Source organism: Nonomuraea turkmeniaca, from assembly GCF_005889735.1.
In the GTDB taxonomy this organism is placed as follows: domain Bacteria; phylum Actinomycetota; class Actinomycetes; order Streptosporangiales; family Streptosporangiaceae; genus Nonomuraea; species Nonomuraea turkmeniaca.
In genome coordinates this window covers 1-19,016 of sequence record NZ_VCKY01000002.1, presented here as the reverse complement: position 1 = coordinate 19,016, position 19,016 = coordinate 1, and the positions used below count along the sequence as shown (strand labels likewise).

The window sequence follows — 19,016 nt, the reverse complement described above, 5'->3', positions numbered from 1 at the left end:
GGATCAGGGCGTGCCGGCCCGTCCGGCCGTGCCGGCCATCTGGGCGACGTCCTTCGCGCCGTCCTCGATCAGCTTCGAGGCCAGCTCGGACAGCGCCCGCCCGACGGCCAGCTCGTCCCCGATCCCGGGTACGGGCCGGTCGACCGGGTTACGCCGGGCATGCGCCACGCTCTCGTGCCGCTTGCCGTCCGGCGTGAACAACACCACCGTGGCCGTGGTCAGGGCGTCGGCGTCGTCCTCGCTGATCCAGATCTGTACGTTCCACTGTTTGTACTCCACGACGACCACCTCCCAATTCCGACCCTCCTACCCAACGACGCGGGAGTAAAGTCACCCGCCGAAACCGCCACCCGGCGCGACCTTGGTCAGCCACGCCGCGGCCTCCTCCGCCGGCAGGATCCGCCGCAGGCGCACCTCGCCCCGCATCATCGGGTACATCCGGCCGGGGCTCCACGACCGCGCGTACGGCGGCGGGTCGAGCACGACGACGCGTACGCCGTCCCGGCGGGGGATGTCGGCCGGGCGGCCCTCGTTCCAGATCCACTTGCCGTTCGCGTCCACCAGGTTGAACTGGCCGCGTACCGGCTCGGCGCCCGGCTCCACGGGCCCGTCCGCGGCGGCCCGCACCCACGCCGGGTCCGGCCGCACCCCTTCGAGCAGCCCGTCGGCGGCTGGGCCGCTCAGCGCGCCGGCCAGCAGCGTGTGCAACTGGAAGTTGTCGCCGATCCCGCTGATCACGACCTCGTAGCCGCGCCCGCTCTCGCGGTGCAGCACGATCAGCCGCTCGCCGTCGAGCACCCGGAGCAGCCCCGCGAGGAACTCCAGGTCGCCGCGTTCGTCGAGCACCGACCCCAGGGCCGCGATCAGCCGCTCACGGCCCGGCAGCGCCGCCCTGACCTGCGGCGACAGCTGCAGGATCGACATGACGGGCATGGCCCACAGCTCCGCGAGCGTCCACGCGCCGGTGAGCACGATCGCCTGCTCGCGGCTGAGCGCCGCGCTCGTCAGCCGCTCCGCCGTGGCCAACGTCCAGTCGTGGTCGTCGTCCACGGGCTCCGGCGGCTCCTCGCCCGTCGCCGTACGCCATGCCGCGGCGAACGTGCCGGCCAGCTCCAGGCAGTCGCTCAGCCCGTTCACCAGCGGCTCGACCACCGGTGCCGGGTCGGCGCCGCGCTCGGCCAGCGCGCCGCACAACACGCCCAGGCGGGCGCCGATCCCGGAGGGGACCCGCTCGAAGAGCCCGTTGAGCCGCGCCAGCGCTGCGGACAGTGTCTGCGGATCGGCGCCTTCGGTCGCGGCGAACAGCCGCGGCATGACGTCGAAGAAGCGTGCGGAGTCCCTGTTGTCCGCGGCCTGGAGGAGTTCGTCGAGAAGTTGATCGAGCATTGCGGCAGGTTATGACATTCCGGGTGACGCGCGGCGCTCTTTGGGCGTAAAGCCGGTTACGGGCGGTGGGCGGTCCGGTTGCTGATCATCTCTGTACGCCGTCGGCGGACCGCCGCAGCAGGCCCAGGTCGGCCCGCCGCGGCAGGCTCTCCCAGTCACCCTGCGAGGTCACCGCGAACGCCCCCGCCGCGCACGCCGTGCTGAGCCGCTGCCCCGGCTCGGCCCCGGCCAGCCAGTCCGCCAGCCACCCGGCCGCGAACGCGTCCCCGGCGCCCACCGCGTCCACCTCGGTCACCCGGTACGGCTCCGCCCGCCGTACGACACCGTCGGACCACTCCAGGGCGCCCGCCGCGCCGAGCTTGACGAGCACGTGCCGCGGACCGTGCGCCGCCAGCGCCTTGGCCAGCTCGACCGGCCCCTCGGCGTCCGTGATCAGCCGCCCCTCGGCCTCGGTCGCGAACAACACGTCCACCTCGCCGACCGCCTCCCTGAGCCACGCCCCGGCCTCCTCAGGCGTCCACAGAGCCCGCCGGAAGTTGACGTCGAGCGAGACGAGCGCCCCCGCGGACCGCGCGACGGTGATCGCGTGGCGTACGGCCTCGCGCGCGGAGGCGGACAACGCGGGTGTGATCGCGGAGACGTGCAGCACACGGGCCGACCTGATCAGGCCGGCATCGAGGTCGGCGGCCGTCAGCCGGGAGCCCGCGCTGTCCTTGCGGTAATAGCGCACGTCGATCAGGTCGGCCGTACGCCTACCCTTGATCATCAGCCCGGTGGGCGCGTCCGGGTCGCGGACGGCACGCACGTCCACGCCCTCCCCGGCGAGGGCCGACCAGATCAGGTCGCCGAACTCGTCGGCCCCCAATCTGCCGAGCCAGGCCGCGGTGTGCCCGAGCCGGCGCACGCCGATCGCGACGTTGGACTCGGCACCGCCGAAGCCCAGGTCGAAGTCGCGGGCGAAGCGCAACGGCCCGGTGCGGCGGGCGGCGAACAACGCCATGGTCTCACCGAACGTCACCAGATCGATCATCTGCTCGGCCTGCCCAGCTTTCTGCGACTCCTCGGCGCGGCCGGCCGCAGCACGGTGCTCTTGGGCAGCTCGACCGCCTCGGCGAGCTGGGTGAGCGACAGGCCCGAGTGCTCACGGACCCGGTCGAGCACGGCCCGCGCGCCTGAGCGAGCTGGACTGGTTGCGTTCGGGCACGAGGGCCAACATACCTCGCGAACCCGCCACGCAACATGGCGTCTTGCCATGCAGAACTACGTCCTGGCGGTGCCGCGGCTGGTGTCAGGCTGGGAGGGGCGGTCAAGGACTGAAATTTCGTGCTTGTCGCTCGGGGCGAGGAACTCCAGCAGCCGCAGCCCCTCCTGCTCGACCTCGTCCAGCACGGAGATCGGCGCCCACTGGTGGATGGTCAGCGTCGAGACGCCTTTCGCCCGGGTGACCGTCCAGTCCCCGGCGCTGACGCCGTCCACCAGGATCGACCGCGGCATCACATTGGTGCCCATGAAGCCCTGCATCGCGGCCATCCCCGTCTCCGTGATGACCCTGGACCGGTCGGCGTGGGACAGGAACAGGTTGTCGAAGTCGTACATCAGCCGGACCGGAGCCGGCACGTCCTCGCCAGGTCGTGGGGCGTCCGGCAGGTCGTACAGGGTGCGGCCCGCCTCGTCCCTGAACCGCACCAGGTCCATCGACTCCACGACCTCGCCCAGCCGGGTAAGCCCCGACCACGTCTGCGCGTCCATCACCGACGCGGGACCGAACGCCGCCAGATAGCGCCGCACCAGCTCGGCCGGCGTCATCGGCGGCACCTCGAAGCCCAGCCAGGACTCCGCGCTCGTGTGCGCGACCGGCCCGCTCTTGCCCCACAGCCCGCGCGGTGGCACCTGCACCAGCGGCACCAGCCACCGCACTCCCTGGCCGAGCGCGTGCGGGTCGTTGTCCGGCCACCGCTCGGCCAGCGCCCGCCCGAGCTCGGCGAACGTCATGGGCCGCTCCTCCAGCAGCGCCCGCCCGGTGGCCGCCAGCTCGTCGAGGTCCACCCCCGCCAGGCGTTTCCCGTACGTCGACCGGGTCCCGCGCTCGGTGACCGCCTGCAACAGCGGGCGCATGGCCAGGCAGTCGCGGGCGCTGACGAGGTGGATGGTGGAGCGCTGCAGTGCGATGCGGACGAGCTCACGCGACAGCAGCAGGTCGGCGGCGTCGCCCGGTTGGAAGTCCGCGATGCGGTTCCACAGGCCCGTGTACCAGGTGTGCGGGGTCTGCGCCTGCAATCCGCCGAGATGCTCGACGACGTCGACCACTGTCATGCCGGTGCGGCGCAGCAGGAGCTGACGGTCGAGCGTGGCCCGGTTGAGCGCCCTGCGGGTGATGAGGGGATCCATGGCTCAAAGGTAGGGGCTATTGCGGCCGGGCCCGGGCCGCAATAGCCCCCAATGTCCGCCGGCGGTCGGTGGCCGGCTCGTGGTCCCGCGGGCGTTCGTCCACGTTGGACGCCATGCGGCCATCGCCGCGCTCACGCCGCTGACCAGGACCGACCTGCCGGACGAGCCCACAGTGGTGCTCCGGCGCACGCTCCTCGCCGCCGCCGAGCAGCTGGAAGCGGCCCAGCTCACGTTGCCCCGCGCTGCCGGACCTGGAGCAGGGCGATCTGGAGCCGGCGGCGAGCGGGCGGGCGGTGCTGCGCCCGCAGGACACCGCCAGGCTTGGGGCTGACGCCGCAGGAGCACACGGTGGCGGTGCTGATCAGCGGACCAACCGGCGTGAGCGGACATACCCGCGCACATGACGTGGACAGCATCTCGGCCCTACGCTGCTCTGCATGCACAAACGCGTGATCGACGGCCGCTTCGAGCTGATGGAGCGGCTCGGCGGCGGCGGCATGGGCCTGGTGTGGCGCGCCTGGGACGTGGCCCTGCACCGCGAGGTCGCGCTCAAGGAGGTACGCCCGCCGGATCCCTCCATGGACGAGCAGGACCCGACCCGCGCCCGGGAGCTGCGGGCCAGGGTCTTGCGAGAGGCCCGTGCCCTCGCCCGCCTGAACCACCCGCACGTGGTCACCATCCACCACATCGTCGATCCCGGCGAGCAGGGTTACCCGTGGCTCGTCATGGAGCTGGTCACCGGCGGCTCGCTCCAGAACCGCCTGCAGCGCGGCCCCATGTCACCCGCCGAGGCGGCCCGGCTCGGCCGCGAGGTCTTATCGGCCCTGCGAGCCGCGCACGCCGTCGGCATCCAGCACCGCGACGTCAAGCCCGGCAACGTGCTGCTGCGTGAGGACGGCCGGTCGGTGCTCACCGACTTCGGCATCGCGGCGGTACGCGAGTCCACGAGCCTGACGGCCACCGGGTCGTTCATCGGCTCGCCCGAGTACATGGCGCCCGAGCGCATCAACGGCTACGAAGGCGACCCCGCCTCCGACCTGTGGTCCCTCGGCATGTTGTTGTACGTCGCCGTGGAGGGACGGCACCCGCTGCGCCGCAGCACCACGCTGGCGACGCTGGCCGCCGTGCTCAACCAGGACGTGCCGCACCCGGAGCGCGCCGGACCCCTCGGCCCCGTGCTGCTGGCACTCCTCCGGCGCGACCCCGCCGCCCGCCCCGACGCCGAGACCTTGGACCGCCTGCTGACCTCGGCCGCCGAGCCAGGCTCCGGCCCGGGCCTCTTGCCGCCCTCGAGACCCGCAGGGCCGGGACACCCGACGCCGGTCGCCGCCCGGCCGCACGGTCCGGCCGGGGGGCCGCCCATGGCCGGGCACACCGTGCCACCCGGCTACGGCGGCCATGCGGCGCCGCAGCCGCCCCCGTGGGCTGCGGCGCCGATCTCGCAGGTGCAGACCGTGCGCTCGCGCCGCACCGGCCGCGCCGCCCGCAACGTGGGGACGGCACTCTCCCTCGCGGCGCTCGTCGTGGCCGGCGTGCTGGTGTGGCGATTCCTCCCGATCACCTCCACCACCACCACGCCCTCCGGCGACGACCCGACGGCACTGAGCGTCACCCCGGCGGCCAGCAGCGACCCCGAGACCCCGGCCGAGACGAAGACCGAGAGCAGCGAGCCGGAGAATCTGCTGACCCCCGCGGACATGAGAGCCATGATCGCCAAGGTCAAGGAGGAGATCGGCGGCAGCAAGGTCGCCGGCATGACGGTCTACCCGACCTATGCCCTCATCGAGGCGCCAACCGCGGCCGACAAGGAGGTTTATGACAGATACAACTACCGCGACGGCGCCGTCAGCCGCTTCGGAAGCGGCGGCGTCCTCATCGACCCTCTGGTGGACCTGGACAAGTACGACTGGAACGCTCTTCCCGGGCTCGTCAAGAAGGCGAACAAGGATCTGGGGGTTCCCGAACCCACCACGCGTTACGTGATCGTAGGCCCCGACAGCACGTCCGGGACCCCGGTGCTGCGCGTCTACGTGTCCGACAGTTACCACCGCACCGGATACCTGGTCGCCAACCTCCAGGGCAAGGTGGTCAGGACGTACCCGCACAGTTAGCCGAAGACCGCGAGGTCGCCCGTCAGCACACGTTCTGGTAGCCGCTCTCCGGGATCAGGCGCGACCACTCCGCCCTGCTCAGCGGCCCGCCCGCCCGCGCGCACACCTCCTGAGCCGTCAGCGCGGGATCGACCGGGCTCTCGCGTACGGTGCCGTCCAGCGCCACGCCGCGCAGCCGCTTGCCGTCCTGGCTGAAGGCCAGCCCCGCGGCCCATGACGTGACCTGGCCGACCTCGCGCAACGTGTGCACGTCCCACAACGACGTAAGGGCGGCGTCGACGGCCAGCAGGCCGCCCTCCGGCGAGAACCGCAGCTCGTCCACCGCCGACGTGCCGGTCTCGATCGTGCCCAGCCGCGTGCCGCCGCGGAGGTCCCAGAGCAGCACCCGGCCGCCGTCCAGCCCGAACGCCAGCGTGCGCCCGTCGGGGGAGAAGGCGAGCGCGGTCGGCACCGGCGCGTCGGCGGTGGCGCCGGTGCGCAGGTCGAGCGGGGTGACCTTGCCGGTGCGCAGGTCCAGCAGCTTGGCGCCGGCGGCCAGCGTCGAGCCGTCCGGGCTGAAGGCCAGCGCCAGGTCGCCCGCGTCCTCGTACACCCTGACCCGGCGGCCCGCGCGTACGTCCCACGTCTCCAGGGTCCGGCCGCGCGCGGTGGCGAGGAGGTCGCCCTTGGGGGAGAGCGCCACGGCCAGCGCGTCACCGCCCGCGTCGATGGTGGTCACCAGGTTGCTGCCGGCCACGTTCCACACGGTCACCGGGTCGCCGGCGACGGCCAGCAGGCGGCCGCCCGCGTCGAAGGCTAGGTCGCCGGCGGCGGCGATCCTGCCGAGCTTCCTGCGTTCCACGGTGTCGGTGAGCTCGATCGTGTTCCCGACCTCCTTGGCCGCGTACCTGCCGTCGCCGGAGAAGGCGGCGGCCGCGTGGTCGCCGGACGGCGCGGGCAGGCCGGACACGTCGAGGGAGACGACCGAGCCGGTGCCGCTCAGGTAGCGCAGCGTCATCCCGTCGGCGGAGAACGCCAGGCCGGGCTGGGGATCCTTCAGCGGGTACGAGCCGGCCAGCCGGCGCTCGGCCACGTTCCACACGCGGACCTCGCCGTTGCCCGGCAGGGCGAGCAGGCGGCCGTCGGGGCTGAAGACGGGGACGTCCGCCGAGGCGCCGAGGGGCGCCGCCAGCCTGTGTGTGACCACTCGCTGGGCGGTCTCCAACCCGCCGGTGCGGGCGTCCGCGCGCGGCTCAGCGCCTCGGGCGTCATGCCCCGCCCGCCCGGTCTCCACCTGGCGGGTCCTGGGCGTGCCGTCGCCCCGCAGGTCCTGGTCGAGGGCGTCGGCCGCCGTCTTCGCCGGGTTCACCAGGGTGACCCCGTCGCGTCCCACCACGGCCAGCACGCTCCCGTCCGGGCTGAACGCCATGGACGGCGCCGCCGCGTCCGGGCCGACCAGCGGGACCACCTCGACGGTCGCCGTTTTCGTACGGCCCGCCAGCTCCCACAACTCCACCCGCCCGTCCACGCGGGAGACCGCCGCCCTGGTCCCGTCCGCCGACAGCGCCACCTTGCGGTCGGCGACCTGGAACAACACCCGGGCGCCTCGGTAGACCCTGGTCTGGTTGCCCCTGCTGATGGCGTACACGCCGGCGGCCGGCGGGCGCCCGGTCGCCACGTCGAACGGCCGGCCGTCCACTCCCTCGGCGAACCGCCCGTCGTCGCTGAGCGCCGCGTGGCCCGGCGGCAGCCCGTACGCGGCCACGCGCCGCCCGCCCACGACGTCCCAGACCGTGACCGCTTCGACGTCCCACTTGACCAGCTCGTCACCGCGCAGCAGGTAACGGGCCCGCGAGTCCGGCGCCGGATCGGTGAACACGCCCAGCTCCGGCTGCACGAGGGAGGCCTGCAACGCCGCCCGCGCCTCGAACACCGGTGACATCCGCCAGGCGGCCACGCTCAGCCGCATGGCCGTACGCGGATCCGACGTCCGCAGCGCCTCGGCCCGCGCCGCCACCGCCCGCGCGTTCGCCTCGATGAGCTGCCCCCGCAGGTCGTTCTGGCCCTGCACGGAGACCACCGACATCGACACCGCGACGGCCAGCACCGCGCCCAGCGTCGTCAGCACGGGGATCAGCATTCTCCTGCGTTGTTTGGACAGGGTCACGCTGTCGTTGATGAAGTCACGTTCGAGCTGGTTGAGCCGCAGGTGGCGGCGTTTGGTCGCGGCCCAGCCGAGCGCCGTGTCGAGCTCTTCGCCGCGGAAGAGGTGGCTCCTGCCGCGCCGGTGCCGCGACCAGCGGCCGGCCGCCTCCCTGATGCGCCGGTGCACCAGCATGCTCTCGCGCTCGTCCGTCACCCAGCCGCGCAACCTGGGCCAGGCCCGGTACAGCGCGGCGCTGGCGGGCACGATCCGGCCGTCGCCGACGGCCACCAGCTTGCCGACGGGGGTCTCGGCCGGCGGGACGCGGACGCTGCGGCGCACCAGGAGGCCGGCGTCCATGAGCGGCCGGAGCACGCCGCTCTCGTCGTGCGGGCTGTCGCCGTCCAGCAGCCGCAGCAGCAGGCCGGGCACCTCCTCCTGCTGTCGAGGGGTGAGGGCCAGGTACGCCGCCTCGGCCACCTCGCTGAGCGAGCGCGGTCCCGCGTGCCCTCCCGGCGGGCGGAGCTCGGCCGTGCTCTCGATGAGCAGCTCCGGCGCGACGGGACGGTCGGCCGGGTCCTTGGCCAGAGCGCGCCCGACCAGCTCCCGCAGCGGGCTGGGCAGCGTGCTCAGATCGGGGTCCACGGTCAGCAGCCGGTGCATGACGCCGCCCAGGCTCTCCCCGTGGAACGGGTCGTGGCCGGTGGCCGCGAACAACACCACCGCTCCCCAGGCGAACACGTCGGCCGCCGCCCCGGCCTCCTGGCCGGTCAGCACCTCGGGAGCCAGGTAGGTGAACGCGTCGTCCACCGATCCCGCGGCAGGCAGGCCCAGCTCGATCACCTTGGGGCCGTCGTCCGCCAGCAGCACGCTCTCGGGATTGAGCCCGCGATGCGTCAGTCCCGCCTCGTGCAGCGCGCGCAGGGCCGTGGCCAGCGCGCCGGCCAGGGCGACCAACTCGTCGCCCTGGTACGGGCCGTGCAGCTCGACCGAGCGCCGCAGGTCAGGACCGTCGACGTATTCGCTCACCACGTAGGGCACGCCCTCGTCGACCCCGACGGCGACCACCTCGGCCAGATGGGGACAGCTCACCCGCTCGAACCGCCGGCCGCCGGCCTGCCCGCGCGGCACCGTGACCGCGTACCTGCGGCCCTCGTCGTCGTAGGCGTCGTAGACCAGGCCGCGCCCGCCCGCGCCGAGCCGGGCCGCCAGCCAGTAGCCGCCAAGCCTCTCGGGATCGCCGGGCACCATCATCACTGATGCTTAGATGCGTGGCGCGGTGCATTGGTTGTCCGAAATGACGCAGGTCTCCCGCGCGCCTCGGAGGAACCCCGCGTCATGATCATTATGCCCGTCCTTCGTCGGTCACCGGTGCGCGGGCTTGCCCAGCGCCCGCAGCACAGCGTCCCGCACCTGCTCCGGACGTAGCGCGGCGACATCGGCCACGAGGTCGGCGACCGCGCGGAAGAAGGGCTCGCGGCGGCCCCGCATGGCGGCCGGGTCGAAGTCGGGGCGATGGTGGCCGGAGCGCATCCGCTCGGCCAGCACGTCGTCGGAGGCGTCCACCCAGACCACGAAAGGATCACGCAGCGCCGCCCGCACCTTCGGGTCCTCGACCGTGCTGGCGGCCGCCGCGATCACCTTGGGCTCGCCGGCCAGCTCGTGGAGCACGTGCTCGGCCTCGTACCGGTGCAGTGTGTCGGCCCCTTCGCGGCGGGCGATCTCCGCGGCCGTGCCGCCGTACCGGGACTGCAGGTACGGGTCGCTGTCGCTCAGCTCCAGCCCGAGCGCCTCTGCGATCAGCCGGCCTGCCGTCGTCTTCCCGGAGCCCATCAGCCCGATCACCACGACTGGTTTGTTTTTCGACATGTGGATAGAGGTTCCTTCGTGTCAAGGAGGTAAATCTGATGACCATCGCCGGAAGCATCATCCTCATCATGCTCGGTGCGATCCTCACCTGGGCCGTCGAATTCGATCTCGCCGGCCTCGACATCAACGTAGTGGGGCTCATCCTCATGCTCGGCGGAGTCGCCGGACTCCTGTTCGGCATATACAGGATCAGCGTCACCCGTAGGGCGGTCGGTCCGATCGACGAGCCGGTGCACCGCCACGAGATCTACGAAGAGCCTGAAGCCCGCAGGACCACCGTGTACGAGGAGCGCCGCCACTACGACGAGCCACCGCTGTAGGAGGTGAAGCATGCCAGCCGTCGAAGAGCTGCCGTCGACCATCAAGCGTTCGCCGAAGAAGGCGCAGAACACGTGGATCAAGGCCCACGACAACGCCGTGAAGGAATACGGCGAGGGGCGCAGGGCCCACATGACGGCGTTCGCCGCGTTGAAGCACTCCTTCGAGAAGGTCGGCGACCATTGGGAGCCGAAGGAGAAGAAGGGGCCCTCCGACAAGGGGGCGACCGACCGGTCCGGCCGGACGGCCGAAGGCGTGAACGCCAATGCCACCAAGGAGCACCTGCAAGACGTGGCCGCCAGGCTCGGAGTGCGCGGCCGGTCCAAGATGACCAAGCAGGAGTTGGTCGACGCCATCAAGAAGGCCAACAGGAAGGTCACCGCGAAGGCGCGGTGACCCGTCCTCAAGGACAAAAGGTCACAACAACCGCTTGACCGCCGCGACGATAGCGTGGCGGTCAATGCGTGCGTCCGACAGTTGTTCCTCCGGCGTCGCGGAACCGGGCAGCCCTGTCACGCCCAGCTTGGTGACCCGCGGCCCGAGCTCGCACACGGCGTCCATGACCGCGTCGCCGAGCCCGCCTTCCAGCCGGTGATCCTCGACCGTGATCAGGGTGCCCGTGGTCGTGGCCGCCTCGGCCAGCGCCGCCGCGTCGACCGGTTTGACCGAGTACAGGTCGATCACCCCCACCGGGACCCCGGACGCGGCGAGCTCGTCGGCCGCCGCCAGCGCCTCGTGCACGGTCACCCCGGCCGCCACGATCGTGGCCCGGTCATCGGGGGAGTGCCGCAGCACCCGCGACCCGCCGACGGGGAACCGCTCGCCCGGCTCATAGATCACCGGCGTGCTCCCGCGCGTGGTCCGCAGGTAGGACACGCCCTCGACGTCCGCCATCTCGGCGACCAGCGCCGCCGTCTGGTTGGCGTCGCACGGATACAACACGGTGCTGCCGTACAGGGCCCGCAGCATGGCCAGGTCCTCCAGCCCCATCTGCGAAGGGCCGTCCTCCCCGATCGCCACGCCCGCGTGCGAGCCGACCAGCCGGATCGAGGCCCGGCTCACCGCGGCCATCCTGATGAAGTCGTGCGCCCGGGTGAAGAACGCCGCGAACGTGGCCGCGTACGGCTTCCACCCCCGCACCTGCAGCCCGACCGCCGCGGCCACCATCTGCTGTTCGGCGATGTACATCTCGAAGAACCGCTCGGGGAACGCCGCACCGAACGTCTCGGTCTTGGTCGAGTCCGCGACCTCGCCGTCCAGCGCCACCACGTCGCCCCTGGCCGCGCCGAGCGCCTTGAGCGCCTCCCCGTACGCCGCCCGCGTGGCGACCTTGTCGCCCACCTTGTAAGCGGGCAGCTCCAGCTGCCCGCTCTCGAACCGGTGCGGCGTGGGCGCCTTCTCCGGTGCGCGTACCTCGACCCGCACGTCCCGTGGCCCGCCCAGCTCCTCGACGGCCTTGCCGGGATCCTTCAGCGCCTTGCCGTGCGCGCCCTCGCGGTTCTCGACCTCCACCACGCCCTCGCCCTTACGTGTCTTGGCGAGGATCACGGTCGGCCGCCGGCGGGTGTTGCAGGCGTCGCTCAGCGCGAAGTCGATCTGCCCGGGATCGTGCCCGTCGATCTCGATCGTGTGCCACCCGAACGCTCCGAACCTGCGCGCGTACGCCCCGATGTCCCACCCGTGCCTGGTGGGGCCGCGCTGGCCGAGCCGGTTCACGTCGACGATGGCGGTCAGGTTCGCCAGGCCCTCGTCCCCGGCGTGCTCCGCGGCCTCCCAGATCGATCCCTCGGCCAGCTCGCTGTCGCCGCATAGCACCCACACCCGGTACGGCAGCCGTTCCAGCCGCCCGGCCATGGCCACTCCCACGCCGATCGGCAACCCCTGCCCGAGCGACCCGGTCGCCACGTCCACCCAGGGCAGGCGAGGGGTCGGATGGCCTTCCAGCCGGCTCCCGCGCTTCCTGAACGACAGCAGCTCCTCGTCGTCGACGATCCCAGCCGCTTTATAGAGGGAGTAGAGCAGGGGAGAGGCGTGGCCCTTGGAGAAGATCAGGTGGTCGTTGGCGGGGTTGCCGGGGTCGGTGAAGTCATAGCGGAGGTGGCAGGCGAACAACACGGCCATCAGGTCGGCCGCGGACATGGACGAGGTCGGATGGCCGGAGCCGGCCGCGGCGGCGGCCCGTACGGAGTCGACACGTAGTTGCGCGGCCAGCTCGGCCAGGTACTGAAGATCGCGCTCAGGCATCATGGCCTCCTCGAGACGGTTCCTGGCCGCCTACCCCCTCCGGCCCGCTTAAGTCTGCGGGGCCCTAGCGGACCCGCGGCAGAACTTCACGCGCGTAGAAGTCGAAGAACGCGTCCTGCTCGTCACCGATCTGGTTGACGTACACCTCCGTGAACCCGGCCTCCACGTACTGCCTGATCGCCTGGACGTGGACCTCGGGGTCCGGGCCGACAGGGCTGCCGTTGACGGCCTCCTCCTCGGTGACCGACTGCGCGAGCTGCTCGAAGTGGCGCGGCAGTGGCAGGATCTGCGACGCCTCGCCCTTGATGCCCTGCGTGGGCCACAGGCGGTGCACGGTCTTGCGCGCCGCACCTTCGTCGGTGGCGTAGCAGGCCTTCAGCCCGCCGAGCGTCGGCTTGCCCGCGCCGCCGGCCTGCTGGAAGCGCTGGACGGACTCGGCGTTCGGCGCGGTGGAGATGTAGCCGTCGGCGATGCGCCCGGCCAGCTCCGTGGACTTCTCGCCGAGCCCCGACATGAGGATGGGCGCGGGCTCGTCCGGCAGGGTGTAGAGCCGGGCGGTGTCCACCCGGTAATGGGCGCCCCGATGCGTGACCAGCTTGCCGGTGAACAGCTCACGCATCAGCTCGACGGCCTCCTCCAGCATCTCCAGCCGCTCGGCGAGCGGGGGCCAGCGGGACTCGAGCACATGCTCGTTGAGCGCCTCGCCGGTGCCCACGCCCAGCCGGAAGCGCCCTCCGGTCAGGGCCGCGGTGGTGGCCGTGGCCTGCGCGATGACGACCGGGTGGGTACGGACGAGCGGGCAGGTCACCGCTGTGGTGATCGGCAGGGATGTGGCCTCGGCCAGGGCGCCGATCACGGACCAGACGAACGGGGATTCGCCCTGCTCGTCGAGCCATGGGTGGAAGTGATCGGAGATCCAGAGGGACTCGAAGCCGGCGCGTTCCGCGGCCTTGGCCTGCTGTATCAGCTCTTTGGGGCCGTGCTCCTCGCACGACAGGAAATAGCCGAATGTCGTCATATGTTTTTCCCTGCCCCTTGCGGCAGGGAAAAACATGTTACGTGGCTGACCCTCAGGGCAGTTGCAGCCCATGGCTACTTTGCTCTGGATCATCGCGGTAATACTCGTCATCGCCGGGATCTACGTGATTCTGGCCCGGCGCGACCTTCTCTGGGGGATCGTCCTGATCGTCCTCGGTTTCCTGGTCGGACCCGGTGGGGTCAGCATCTTCAATGTCTAGGGGCGCCCGCCGCCCGGTCCCCCGTCCACCTGCGCCGCTGGACCGATCCTCGAGAACGGTCCAGCGGTTCTCTAAGTTTTGCCCGATTTAGTCGGACTTTGTCGAAATATCATGAGCAGCGCACCTCAATGCCGCATTGCCGGGCATGGATGATGCGTGAGCAAGTACCCGCCGTTCAGTCGCTACGAGTCCGGCGCGGCGTCGGCGAGAGTCCGTGACCAACTGGCCAGGCTCCGTCACCACCTACGGAATGAGGCCATACTCGACGAGGCCACCGCCCGGCTCGCGACCGAGCTGAACATCCGGCCGGGCGAGGCCGCGGAGCGACTTGCCAGGATGGCCCAGCACAGCGGCCTCGGTCTGGTGGAGGTCGCCAAGGGCATCGAGCGCCCGGCCGAGGACGAGGTGGTGACGCCCGACGTCCCTGGCTGGGCGCGGGGCATGCTGGAGGCGGTCCACGCCTCGGCCGCCTACCTCACGCCGATCAAGGACTCGACCGGCCGGGTCGTCGACTTCCTGATCCTGGCCGCCAACCGGCACGCCAAGACCGTGGCCGGGCGCACGGCCGTCGACCTGGCCGGGCGGCGGCTGATGTGCGCCTGCCCCGGCGTGGCCGGCTCAGGGCTGCTCGACGACTACATCAGCGCGTACGAGACCGGCGAGCCCGTGCACCGCGAGCCGCTGGAGTACGTGGAGGTCCTGGACCACCTGCTCTGGCCGGCCACGCTGAGCGTGCGCGCGGCGCGGGTGGCCGACGGGCTGCTGGTGAGCTGGCGGGCCCTGGACGATCAGGAGCTGCTCGTCTCCGGTTGGGAGCGCGCTCAGCGCCTGGCCGAGCTGGGCTGGGCCGAGTGGAACCTGGCCACGGAGCGCATCCTGTGGACGCCCCAGATGTATGAGATGTTCGGCCGCGACCGCGGTGAAGGGCCGATGTCCCTGGAGGACCTGCCCGCCGTGGCGGTGCCCGAGGACCTGCCGATCGTCGAGGACCAGCTGCGTTCGCTGCTGGAGTACCGCGAGGCGGTCGAGACCGAGTTCAGGATCCAGCACCGGCACGGGGTGCGGCATCTCAGCGTCTTCAGCGAGCCGATCCTCGACGGCGAGGGCGTGCCGGTCAAGGTCCGTTGCCTGGCCCAGGACGTGACCAGGAACCGCCGCAGGGAACGGGCCCTGGCCGTGGCCCACGAGCAGGCCCACCGGCAGCGCCAGCGTGCCGAGGAGGAGCACCAGGTCACGCTCCAGTTGCAGGACACGATCCTGCCGATGCGCCACGGCCTGGTCCACCTGCCCAACCTCACCGTCGGCGTGCGTTACCTGCCCGGCGAAGAGCTCGCCCGGGTCGGCGGCGACTGGTTCAAGACCCGCCTCATCCCCGACGGCAGAGTGCTCCTGGCCATCGGGGACGCGATGGGGCACGGGCTGACCGCCGCGAGCATCATGATGCAGATGCGCTCAGGGCTCGCCGGTCTCGCCTACACCGGTGAGTCCGCGGACCGGCTCACGACCTGGCTGAACGACGTCCTCGTGCACTCCAACGAGGGCGTCACCGTGACCGGGACCGCGATCATCGGCCACTTCCGGCCGGAGGACCGCACGTTCTCCTGGACGAACGCGGGCCATCCCGCGCCACTGCTCATCAGGGACGGCCGCGCGCAGCTGGTGCCGGGGAGCTCCGGCATGATGCTCGGGGCCTTCGACGCCACCGAGTACTCGATGACCACCACGCAGCTCCAGACCGGGGACGTGCTGGTCCTCTACACCGACGGGATCGTCGAACGGCGTGGGCAGGACCTGGAGTCCGGCCTGGCCGCCCTGGTCCAGGCCGCGCACTTCTGCTGCGGCGACGGCCCGGAAGACCTGATCACCTGCCTGCTGAAGCGGCTGGGCGGGGACAGCGCCGAGGACGACGTCTGCGTCCTCGCCGCACAGATCCTCTAGAAGTGCTCCGACTCACCCATGCAGTAGATGCCGTACGCCCGGCGCAACACCGGCAGCGCCACGTTACGCACCCTGATGCCGCCCGGCGTCATGCCCTTCTCACTGCCCTTGTGCGCGTGCCCGTGCACGATCAGGTCGGCGCCGGCCGTGTCGACCGCCTCGGCCAGGAGGTAGCTGCCGAGGAAGGGGTAGATCTCCGGCGGCTCTCCCTCCAGCGTCTCCTTGATCGGGGAGTAGTGGGACACCACCACGCGGTGGTCGGCCACGATCTCCTTCAGCGCGACCTTCCACGCCTCGGCGATGTAGCGGGTGTGGGCCACGAAGTTCTTGATCTCGCGCTCACCGAACTCGCTCGCGCACTTGCCGGCGAATCCGCCGCCGAAGCCCTTGCCGCCGACCACGCCCAGCTTGTGCTCACCGCACTGGACCACCGCGCCGTCGTCGTCGAGCACGACGACGCCAGCGTCGCGGAGCTCGGCGGCGATCTCGTACTGCAGGTCGGAGTGGTAGTCATGGTTGCCGAGGACCGCGACGACCGGGATGGTCAGGCCGCGCAGCTCGTCGGCCACCACCTTGCCCTCATCCAGCGTGCCGTGCCTGGTCAGGTCTCCGGCCAGCAGGAATATGTCGGCGCGGTCCTCGATGCCCTCGAGCTTCTTGCGGTATTGGCCGCGTACGTCCTCGCCCAGGTGGATGTCTCCCACGGCCGCTATGCGCAGGTCAATCAAGGTGCTCATCCTCTCCTGGCTCGCTGAAGTCCACGACCTTGATCTCGTTGTGCACGCGGAGCTCGGGGGCGGCCTCGTGCGCCACCTGGCCGAGTCGTTCGCGCTGCTCGGCCCCGCTCACCTGACCGCGCAGGAACAGCTGGTCGCCTCTTATGTCCACGCGAATTCCGAGCTCGTGCGTGCGTCCGTCCTCGGCCAGCGCCTGCTGGACGCGGGCCGCGACGTACTGCGGAGCTTCCATCGCTCGCCTCCTTCTTCTGTCGCCGCATGCCCGGGGCTGAAACGCTCAAACGGTCCGGACCTCCGATCGAATCAGGTCGATGACCGCCCGTTCCACCGTGCCCGCCGTCGCCAGCTGCCCGAAGTCGGCGTCCGCGCCGAGCTCGGTCAGCACCGCGGCGATGGTCCTGTCCTGGTCGTACGCCTCCACCACCCGCGGGTCCACGTACGACGCGCGTGCCACGGTGGGGGTGTTGCCCAGGTATTCGGCGACCTCCCGCATGACGCGGGTGACCGCTCTCTTCTTCCTGGACGGGCCTTCCTTCCCGGCCGGCCTGGACACCGCCAGCCCCACGGCCGCCAGGACGGTGGCGTGCCAGGTGCGGAAGTCCTTGGCCGTGACCTCGTACCCGATGGTCTCGCGGAGGTAGTCGTTGATGTCCTCGCTCCTGACGTCGGACCAGCCGCCCGCGTGCCGGTACCGCAGCAGCTCGCCGTCCGCGCCGAGCGCCTTGAGCGAGCGCAGCACCGCGCACACCCCCGGGTCGGCCACCTCGACCTCGCGTGAGGTGTCGCCTTTGGCCTGGTAGGAGCAGGTGACGATGCCGTTGGCGCAGGTGACGTGCTCCATCCTGAGCGTCGCCAGGCCGTAGGTGTCGTAGCTCTCGCCGCCGATGCGGAAGAAGCCGATGTCCAGCAGGCGCGCGGCCGCCGCCAGCACCCGTGACCTGGTCAGGCCGCGTCCCTGGAGCTGGTCGTCCACCGCTTTCCTGAATGCCGGCAGCCGCTCGGCCACGTCCAGCACGTGGTCGAACTTGACCCGGTCCTGCTGCTCGCGCCATATGTCGTGGTAGCGGTACTGCCTGCGGCCGGCCGCGTCCGTCCCGGCGGCCTGCAGGTGCCCGTACGGCGACGTGCATATCCACACGTCGGTCCAGGCAGGGGGGATGGCCAGCGCCTTGATCCGCGCCAATGTGGCACGGTCGCTCACCGGGCGGCCGTCAGGCCCCTCATAGCTGAACCCCCGCCCGCGGCGCCGCCGCACGATCCCCGGTTCACTCTGGTCACTGGGCTTCAGCTCCGGCACGAAGGGCGGCTACCCCGGACGTTAGGCGGCAAACAGGACGGGCAGGTGAGCGCCATGGTTGATAACGGAAAGTGGCACGAGGAGCGGGACCGCAAGGGCCACGCCATGGTGCCGGCCACACCGCGCGACGTGGTGCACATCAGGGTGGGCTCGTTCCTGCTGGTGTTCATGTTCGCGTTCGCGGTGCTGGGGGTCATCACCGGAGCGCCTGTGATGACGGGGATCGCGGTCGTGCTGGCCGTGGCCACGGTGGTCGACATAGTGCTGGCCGTACGACGCCAGAAGCAGCGGAGCGACGGAGAGGCGGGCTGATCTCGACATGGCACCACTTCGAGGGCGGGTTGTGGTGGTGACGGGCGCGAGCGGCGGGGTCGGCCGGGCGGTCGTGCGCGAGCTGGGGCAGCAGGGCGCCGAGGTGGCGCTGATCGCACGCGGGACGACCGGGCTGGGGGCCGCCGCCGTGGACGTGGGCGTCGCGGGCGGCAGCGGCCGGGTGTACGAGGCCGACGTGGCGGACTACGAGCAGGTGCGGGCGGCGGCCGAGCGTATCGAGGCGGACCTGGGGCCGATCTCGGTCTGGATCAACACCGCCTTCTCCAGCGTCTTCGCCAAATTCACCGACATCACCCCCGAGGAGTACGAGCGCACCACCGCGGTCACGTACCTGGGGTACGTCTGGGGCACCAAGGTCGCCCTGGACCTCATGCGGCCGCGGAACGAGGGCGCCATCGTGCAGGCGGGCTCGGCGCTGTCGCAGCGCGGCATCCCGTTGCAGTCGGCGTACTGCGGCGCCAAACACGCGATCAAGGGCTTCACGGAGTCGGTCCGCACGGAGCTGATGGCCGAGCGCAGCGACATCCACGTCACACTGGTGCAGCTGCCCGCGCTCAACACCCCGCAGTTCGACTGGGTGCTGTCCAAGCTGCGCCGCCACCCGCAGCCGGTGCCGCCGATCTACCAGCCGGAGGTGGCGGCCAGGGCCATCGTGTACGCGGCCGAGCATCCCGAGCGCAAGGAGTACTGGGTCGGCACCCCCACCGTCGCCACCCTGCTGGCGCAGCGGGTGGCCCCGGCGCTGGTGGACCGATATGTCGCCCGGACCGGCATCCAATCCCAGCAGACGGACGAGAAACCGCCGAGCGGGGTGTCCAACCTGTGGGAGCCGGCGGACGAGGACACCGACTACGGCGCCCACGGCGCGTTCGACCGGCGTTCCCACGGGCGTAGCCCGCAGCTGTGGTTGTCCCGGCACCGCGGTCCGGTCCTGCTTGCCGTGGCCGGGGCCACGGCCGCCACCGCCGCCGTCACCGCCCTCCGCCGCGCCAACGGCCGGCCATGACCAACCGCGAACCCCGCCCCCACCGGCCC

The 19,016-nt window shown here is 71.5% G+C and carries 20 protein-coding genes; 8 read left to right on the top strand and 12 right to left on the bottom strand.

Annotated elements, in window-relative coordinates; genetic code table 11:
• Window positions 1-3: 3 nt before the first annotated feature.
• The 5 genes from ETD86_RS00805 to ETD86_RS00785 form a co-directional block, all read right to left on the bottom strand.
• Window positions 4-279 carry a DUF1876 domain-containing protein gene (locus tag ETD86_RS00805; RefSeq protein ID WP_138664114.1) on the bottom strand — a complete coding sequence of 92 codons (276 nt, stop codon included), beginning with the start codon at window positions 277-279 and terminating at the stop codon, window positions 4-6.
• Window positions 280-330: 51 nt separating this feature from the next.
• Entirely contained in the window at window positions 331-1,386 is a 1,056-nt protein-coding gene (locus ETD86_RS00800; protein WP_138664113.1) for a hypothetical protein, read from the bottom strand.
• An 85-nt stretch (window positions 1,387-1,471) separates the two neighbouring features.
• Window positions 1,472-2,416: a sugar kinase gene (locus tag ETD86_RS00795; protein ID WP_138664112.1), complete on the bottom strand. Its 945-nt coding sequence runs from the start codon at window positions 2,414-2,416 to the stop codon at window positions 1,472-1,474.
• Entirely contained in the window at window positions 2,413-2,547 is a 135-nt protein-coding gene (locus ETD86_RS00790; RefSeq protein WP_211369737.1) for a helix-turn-helix domain-containing protein, read from the bottom strand. The genes ETD86_RS00795 and ETD86_RS00790 overlap by 4 nt, the downstream gene beginning before the upstream one ends.
• 99 nt (window positions 2,548-2,646) lie before the next feature.
• Complete coding sequence (locus tag ETD86_RS00785; RefSeq protein ID WP_138664111.1) at window positions 2,647-3,774, bottom strand: winged helix DNA-binding domain-containing protein; 1,128 nt, start codon at window positions 3,772-3,774, stop codon at window positions 2,647-2,649.
• Between the two features lie 79 nt (window positions 3,775-3,853).
• Here ETD86_RS00785 and ETD86_RS54735 point away from each other — a divergent pair, with 79 nt between their 5' ends.
• Both ETD86_RS54735 and ETD86_RS00775 read left to right on the top strand, forming a co-directional pair.
• On the top strand, window positions 3,854-4,105 hold the full coding sequence (locus tag ETD86_RS54735; protein WP_170222811.1) for a hypothetical protein: 252 nt from the start codon (window positions 3,854-3,856) through the stop codon (window positions 4,103-4,105).
• A 106-nt stretch (window positions 4,106-4,211) separates the two neighbouring features.
• On the top strand, window positions 4,212-5,885 hold the full coding sequence (locus tag ETD86_RS00775) for a serine/threonine-protein kinase (RefSeq protein ID WP_211369736.1): 1,674 nt from the start codon (window positions 4,212-4,214) through the stop codon (window positions 5,883-5,885).
• Between the two features lie 22 nt (window positions 5,886-5,907).
• Here ETD86_RS00775 and ETD86_RS00770 read toward each other — a convergent pair whose 3' ends face one another.
• Both ETD86_RS00770 and ETD86_RS00765 read right to left on the bottom strand, forming a co-directional pair.
• Window positions 5,908-9,261 (bottom strand): serine/threonine-protein kinase, encoded by a 3,354-nt coding sequence (locus ETD86_RS00770; RefSeq protein WP_138664109.1) that lies wholly within the window; start codon window positions 9,259-9,261, stop codon window positions 5,908-5,910.
• 111 nt (window positions 9,262-9,372) lie between these two features.
• A complete protein-coding gene (locus ETD86_RS00765; protein ID WP_246147473.1) occupies window positions 9,373-9,876 on the bottom strand; it encodes a shikimate kinase in 504 nt (167 codons plus the stop codon).
• Window positions 9,877-9,914: 38 nt separating this feature from the next.
• On the opposite strand from ETD86_RS00765, the gene ETD86_RS00760 reads away from it, so the two are divergent.
• Both ETD86_RS00760 and ETD86_RS00755 read left to right on the top strand, forming a co-directional pair.
• Complete coding sequence (locus ETD86_RS00760) at window positions 9,915-10,196, top strand: hypothetical protein (RefSeq protein ID WP_138664108.1); 282 nt, start codon at window positions 9,915-9,917, stop codon at window positions 10,194-10,196.
• 10 nt (window positions 10,197-10,206) lie between these two features.
• Entirely contained in the window at window positions 10,207-10,590 is a 384-nt protein-coding gene (locus ETD86_RS00755) for a ChaB family protein (protein WP_138664107.1), read from the top strand.
• Window positions 10,591-10,611: 21 nt separating this feature from the next.
• Here ETD86_RS00755 and ETD86_RS00750 read toward each other — a convergent pair whose 3' ends face one another.
• Together ETD86_RS00750 and ETD86_RS00745 are read right to left on the bottom strand one after the other, a co-directional pair.
• The gene (locus ETD86_RS00750) at window positions 10,612-12,441 is read right to left on the bottom strand and encodes a transketolase (protein ID WP_246147472.1); all 1,830 of its coding nucleotides are present in this window, start codon (window positions 12,439-12,441) and stop codon (window positions 10,612-10,614) included.
• Window positions 12,442-12,502: 61 nt separating this feature from the next.
• Window positions 12,503-13,456 (bottom strand): TIGR03557 family F420-dependent LLM class oxidoreductase, encoded by a 954-nt coding sequence (locus ETD86_RS00745; protein ID WP_138664106.1) that lies wholly within the window; start codon window positions 13,454-13,456, stop codon window positions 12,503-12,505.
• A gap of 70 nt (window positions 13,457-13,526) precedes the next feature.
• On the opposite strand from ETD86_RS00745, the gene ETD86_RS54730 reads away from it, so the two are divergent.
• Window positions 13,527-13,676 (top strand): GPGG-motif small membrane protein, encoded by a 150-nt coding sequence (locus tag ETD86_RS54730; protein WP_020543887.1) that lies wholly within the window; start codon window positions 13,527-13,529, stop codon window positions 13,674-13,676.
• Window positions 13,677-13,832: 156 nt separating this feature from the next.
• On the top strand, window positions 13,833-15,614 hold the full coding sequence (locus ETD86_RS00740) for a PP2C family protein-serine/threonine phosphatase (protein WP_138664105.1): 1,782 nt from the start codon (window positions 13,833-13,835) through the stop codon (window positions 15,612-15,614).
• Here the strand turns inward: ETD86_RS00740 and ETD86_RS00735 are convergent.
• The 3 genes from ETD86_RS00735 to ETD86_RS00725 are packed head-to-tail and all read right to left on the bottom strand — an operon-like array spanning window position 15,611 to window position 17,648.
• On the bottom strand, window positions 15,611-16,351 hold the full coding sequence (locus ETD86_RS00735; RefSeq protein ID WP_138664104.1) for a metallophosphoesterase family protein: 741 nt from the start codon (window positions 16,349-16,351) through the stop codon (window positions 15,611-15,613). The genes ETD86_RS00740 and ETD86_RS00735 overlap by 4 nt on opposite strands.
• Window positions 16,335-16,583: a BON domain-containing protein gene (locus ETD86_RS00730; RefSeq protein ID WP_138664103.1), complete on the bottom strand. Its 249-nt coding sequence runs from the start codon at window positions 16,581-16,583 to the stop codon at window positions 16,335-16,337. The genes ETD86_RS00735 and ETD86_RS00730 overlap by 17 nt, the downstream gene beginning before the upstream one ends.
• A 45-nt stretch (window positions 16,584-16,628) precedes the next feature.
• Window positions 16,629-17,648 carry a DNA topoisomerase IB gene (locus ETD86_RS00725; protein ID WP_246147471.1) on the bottom strand — a complete coding sequence of 340 codons (1,020 nt, stop codon included), beginning with the start codon at window positions 17,646-17,648 and terminating at the stop codon, window positions 16,629-16,631.
• 54 nt (window positions 17,649-17,702) lie between these two features.
• On the opposite strand from ETD86_RS00725, the gene ETD86_RS00720 reads away from it, so the two are divergent.
• A complete protein-coding gene (locus ETD86_RS00720) occupies window positions 17,703-17,960 on the top strand; it encodes a hypothetical protein (RefSeq protein ID WP_138664102.1) in 258 nt (85 codons plus the stop codon).
• A gap of 7 nt (window positions 17,961-17,967) precedes the next feature.
• Window positions 17,968-18,987 (top strand): SDR family oxidoreductase, encoded by a 1,020-nt coding sequence (locus ETD86_RS00715; protein WP_138664101.1) that lies wholly within the window; start codon window positions 17,968-17,970, stop codon window positions 18,985-18,987.
• Window positions 18,988-19,016 lie beyond the last annotated feature (29 nt).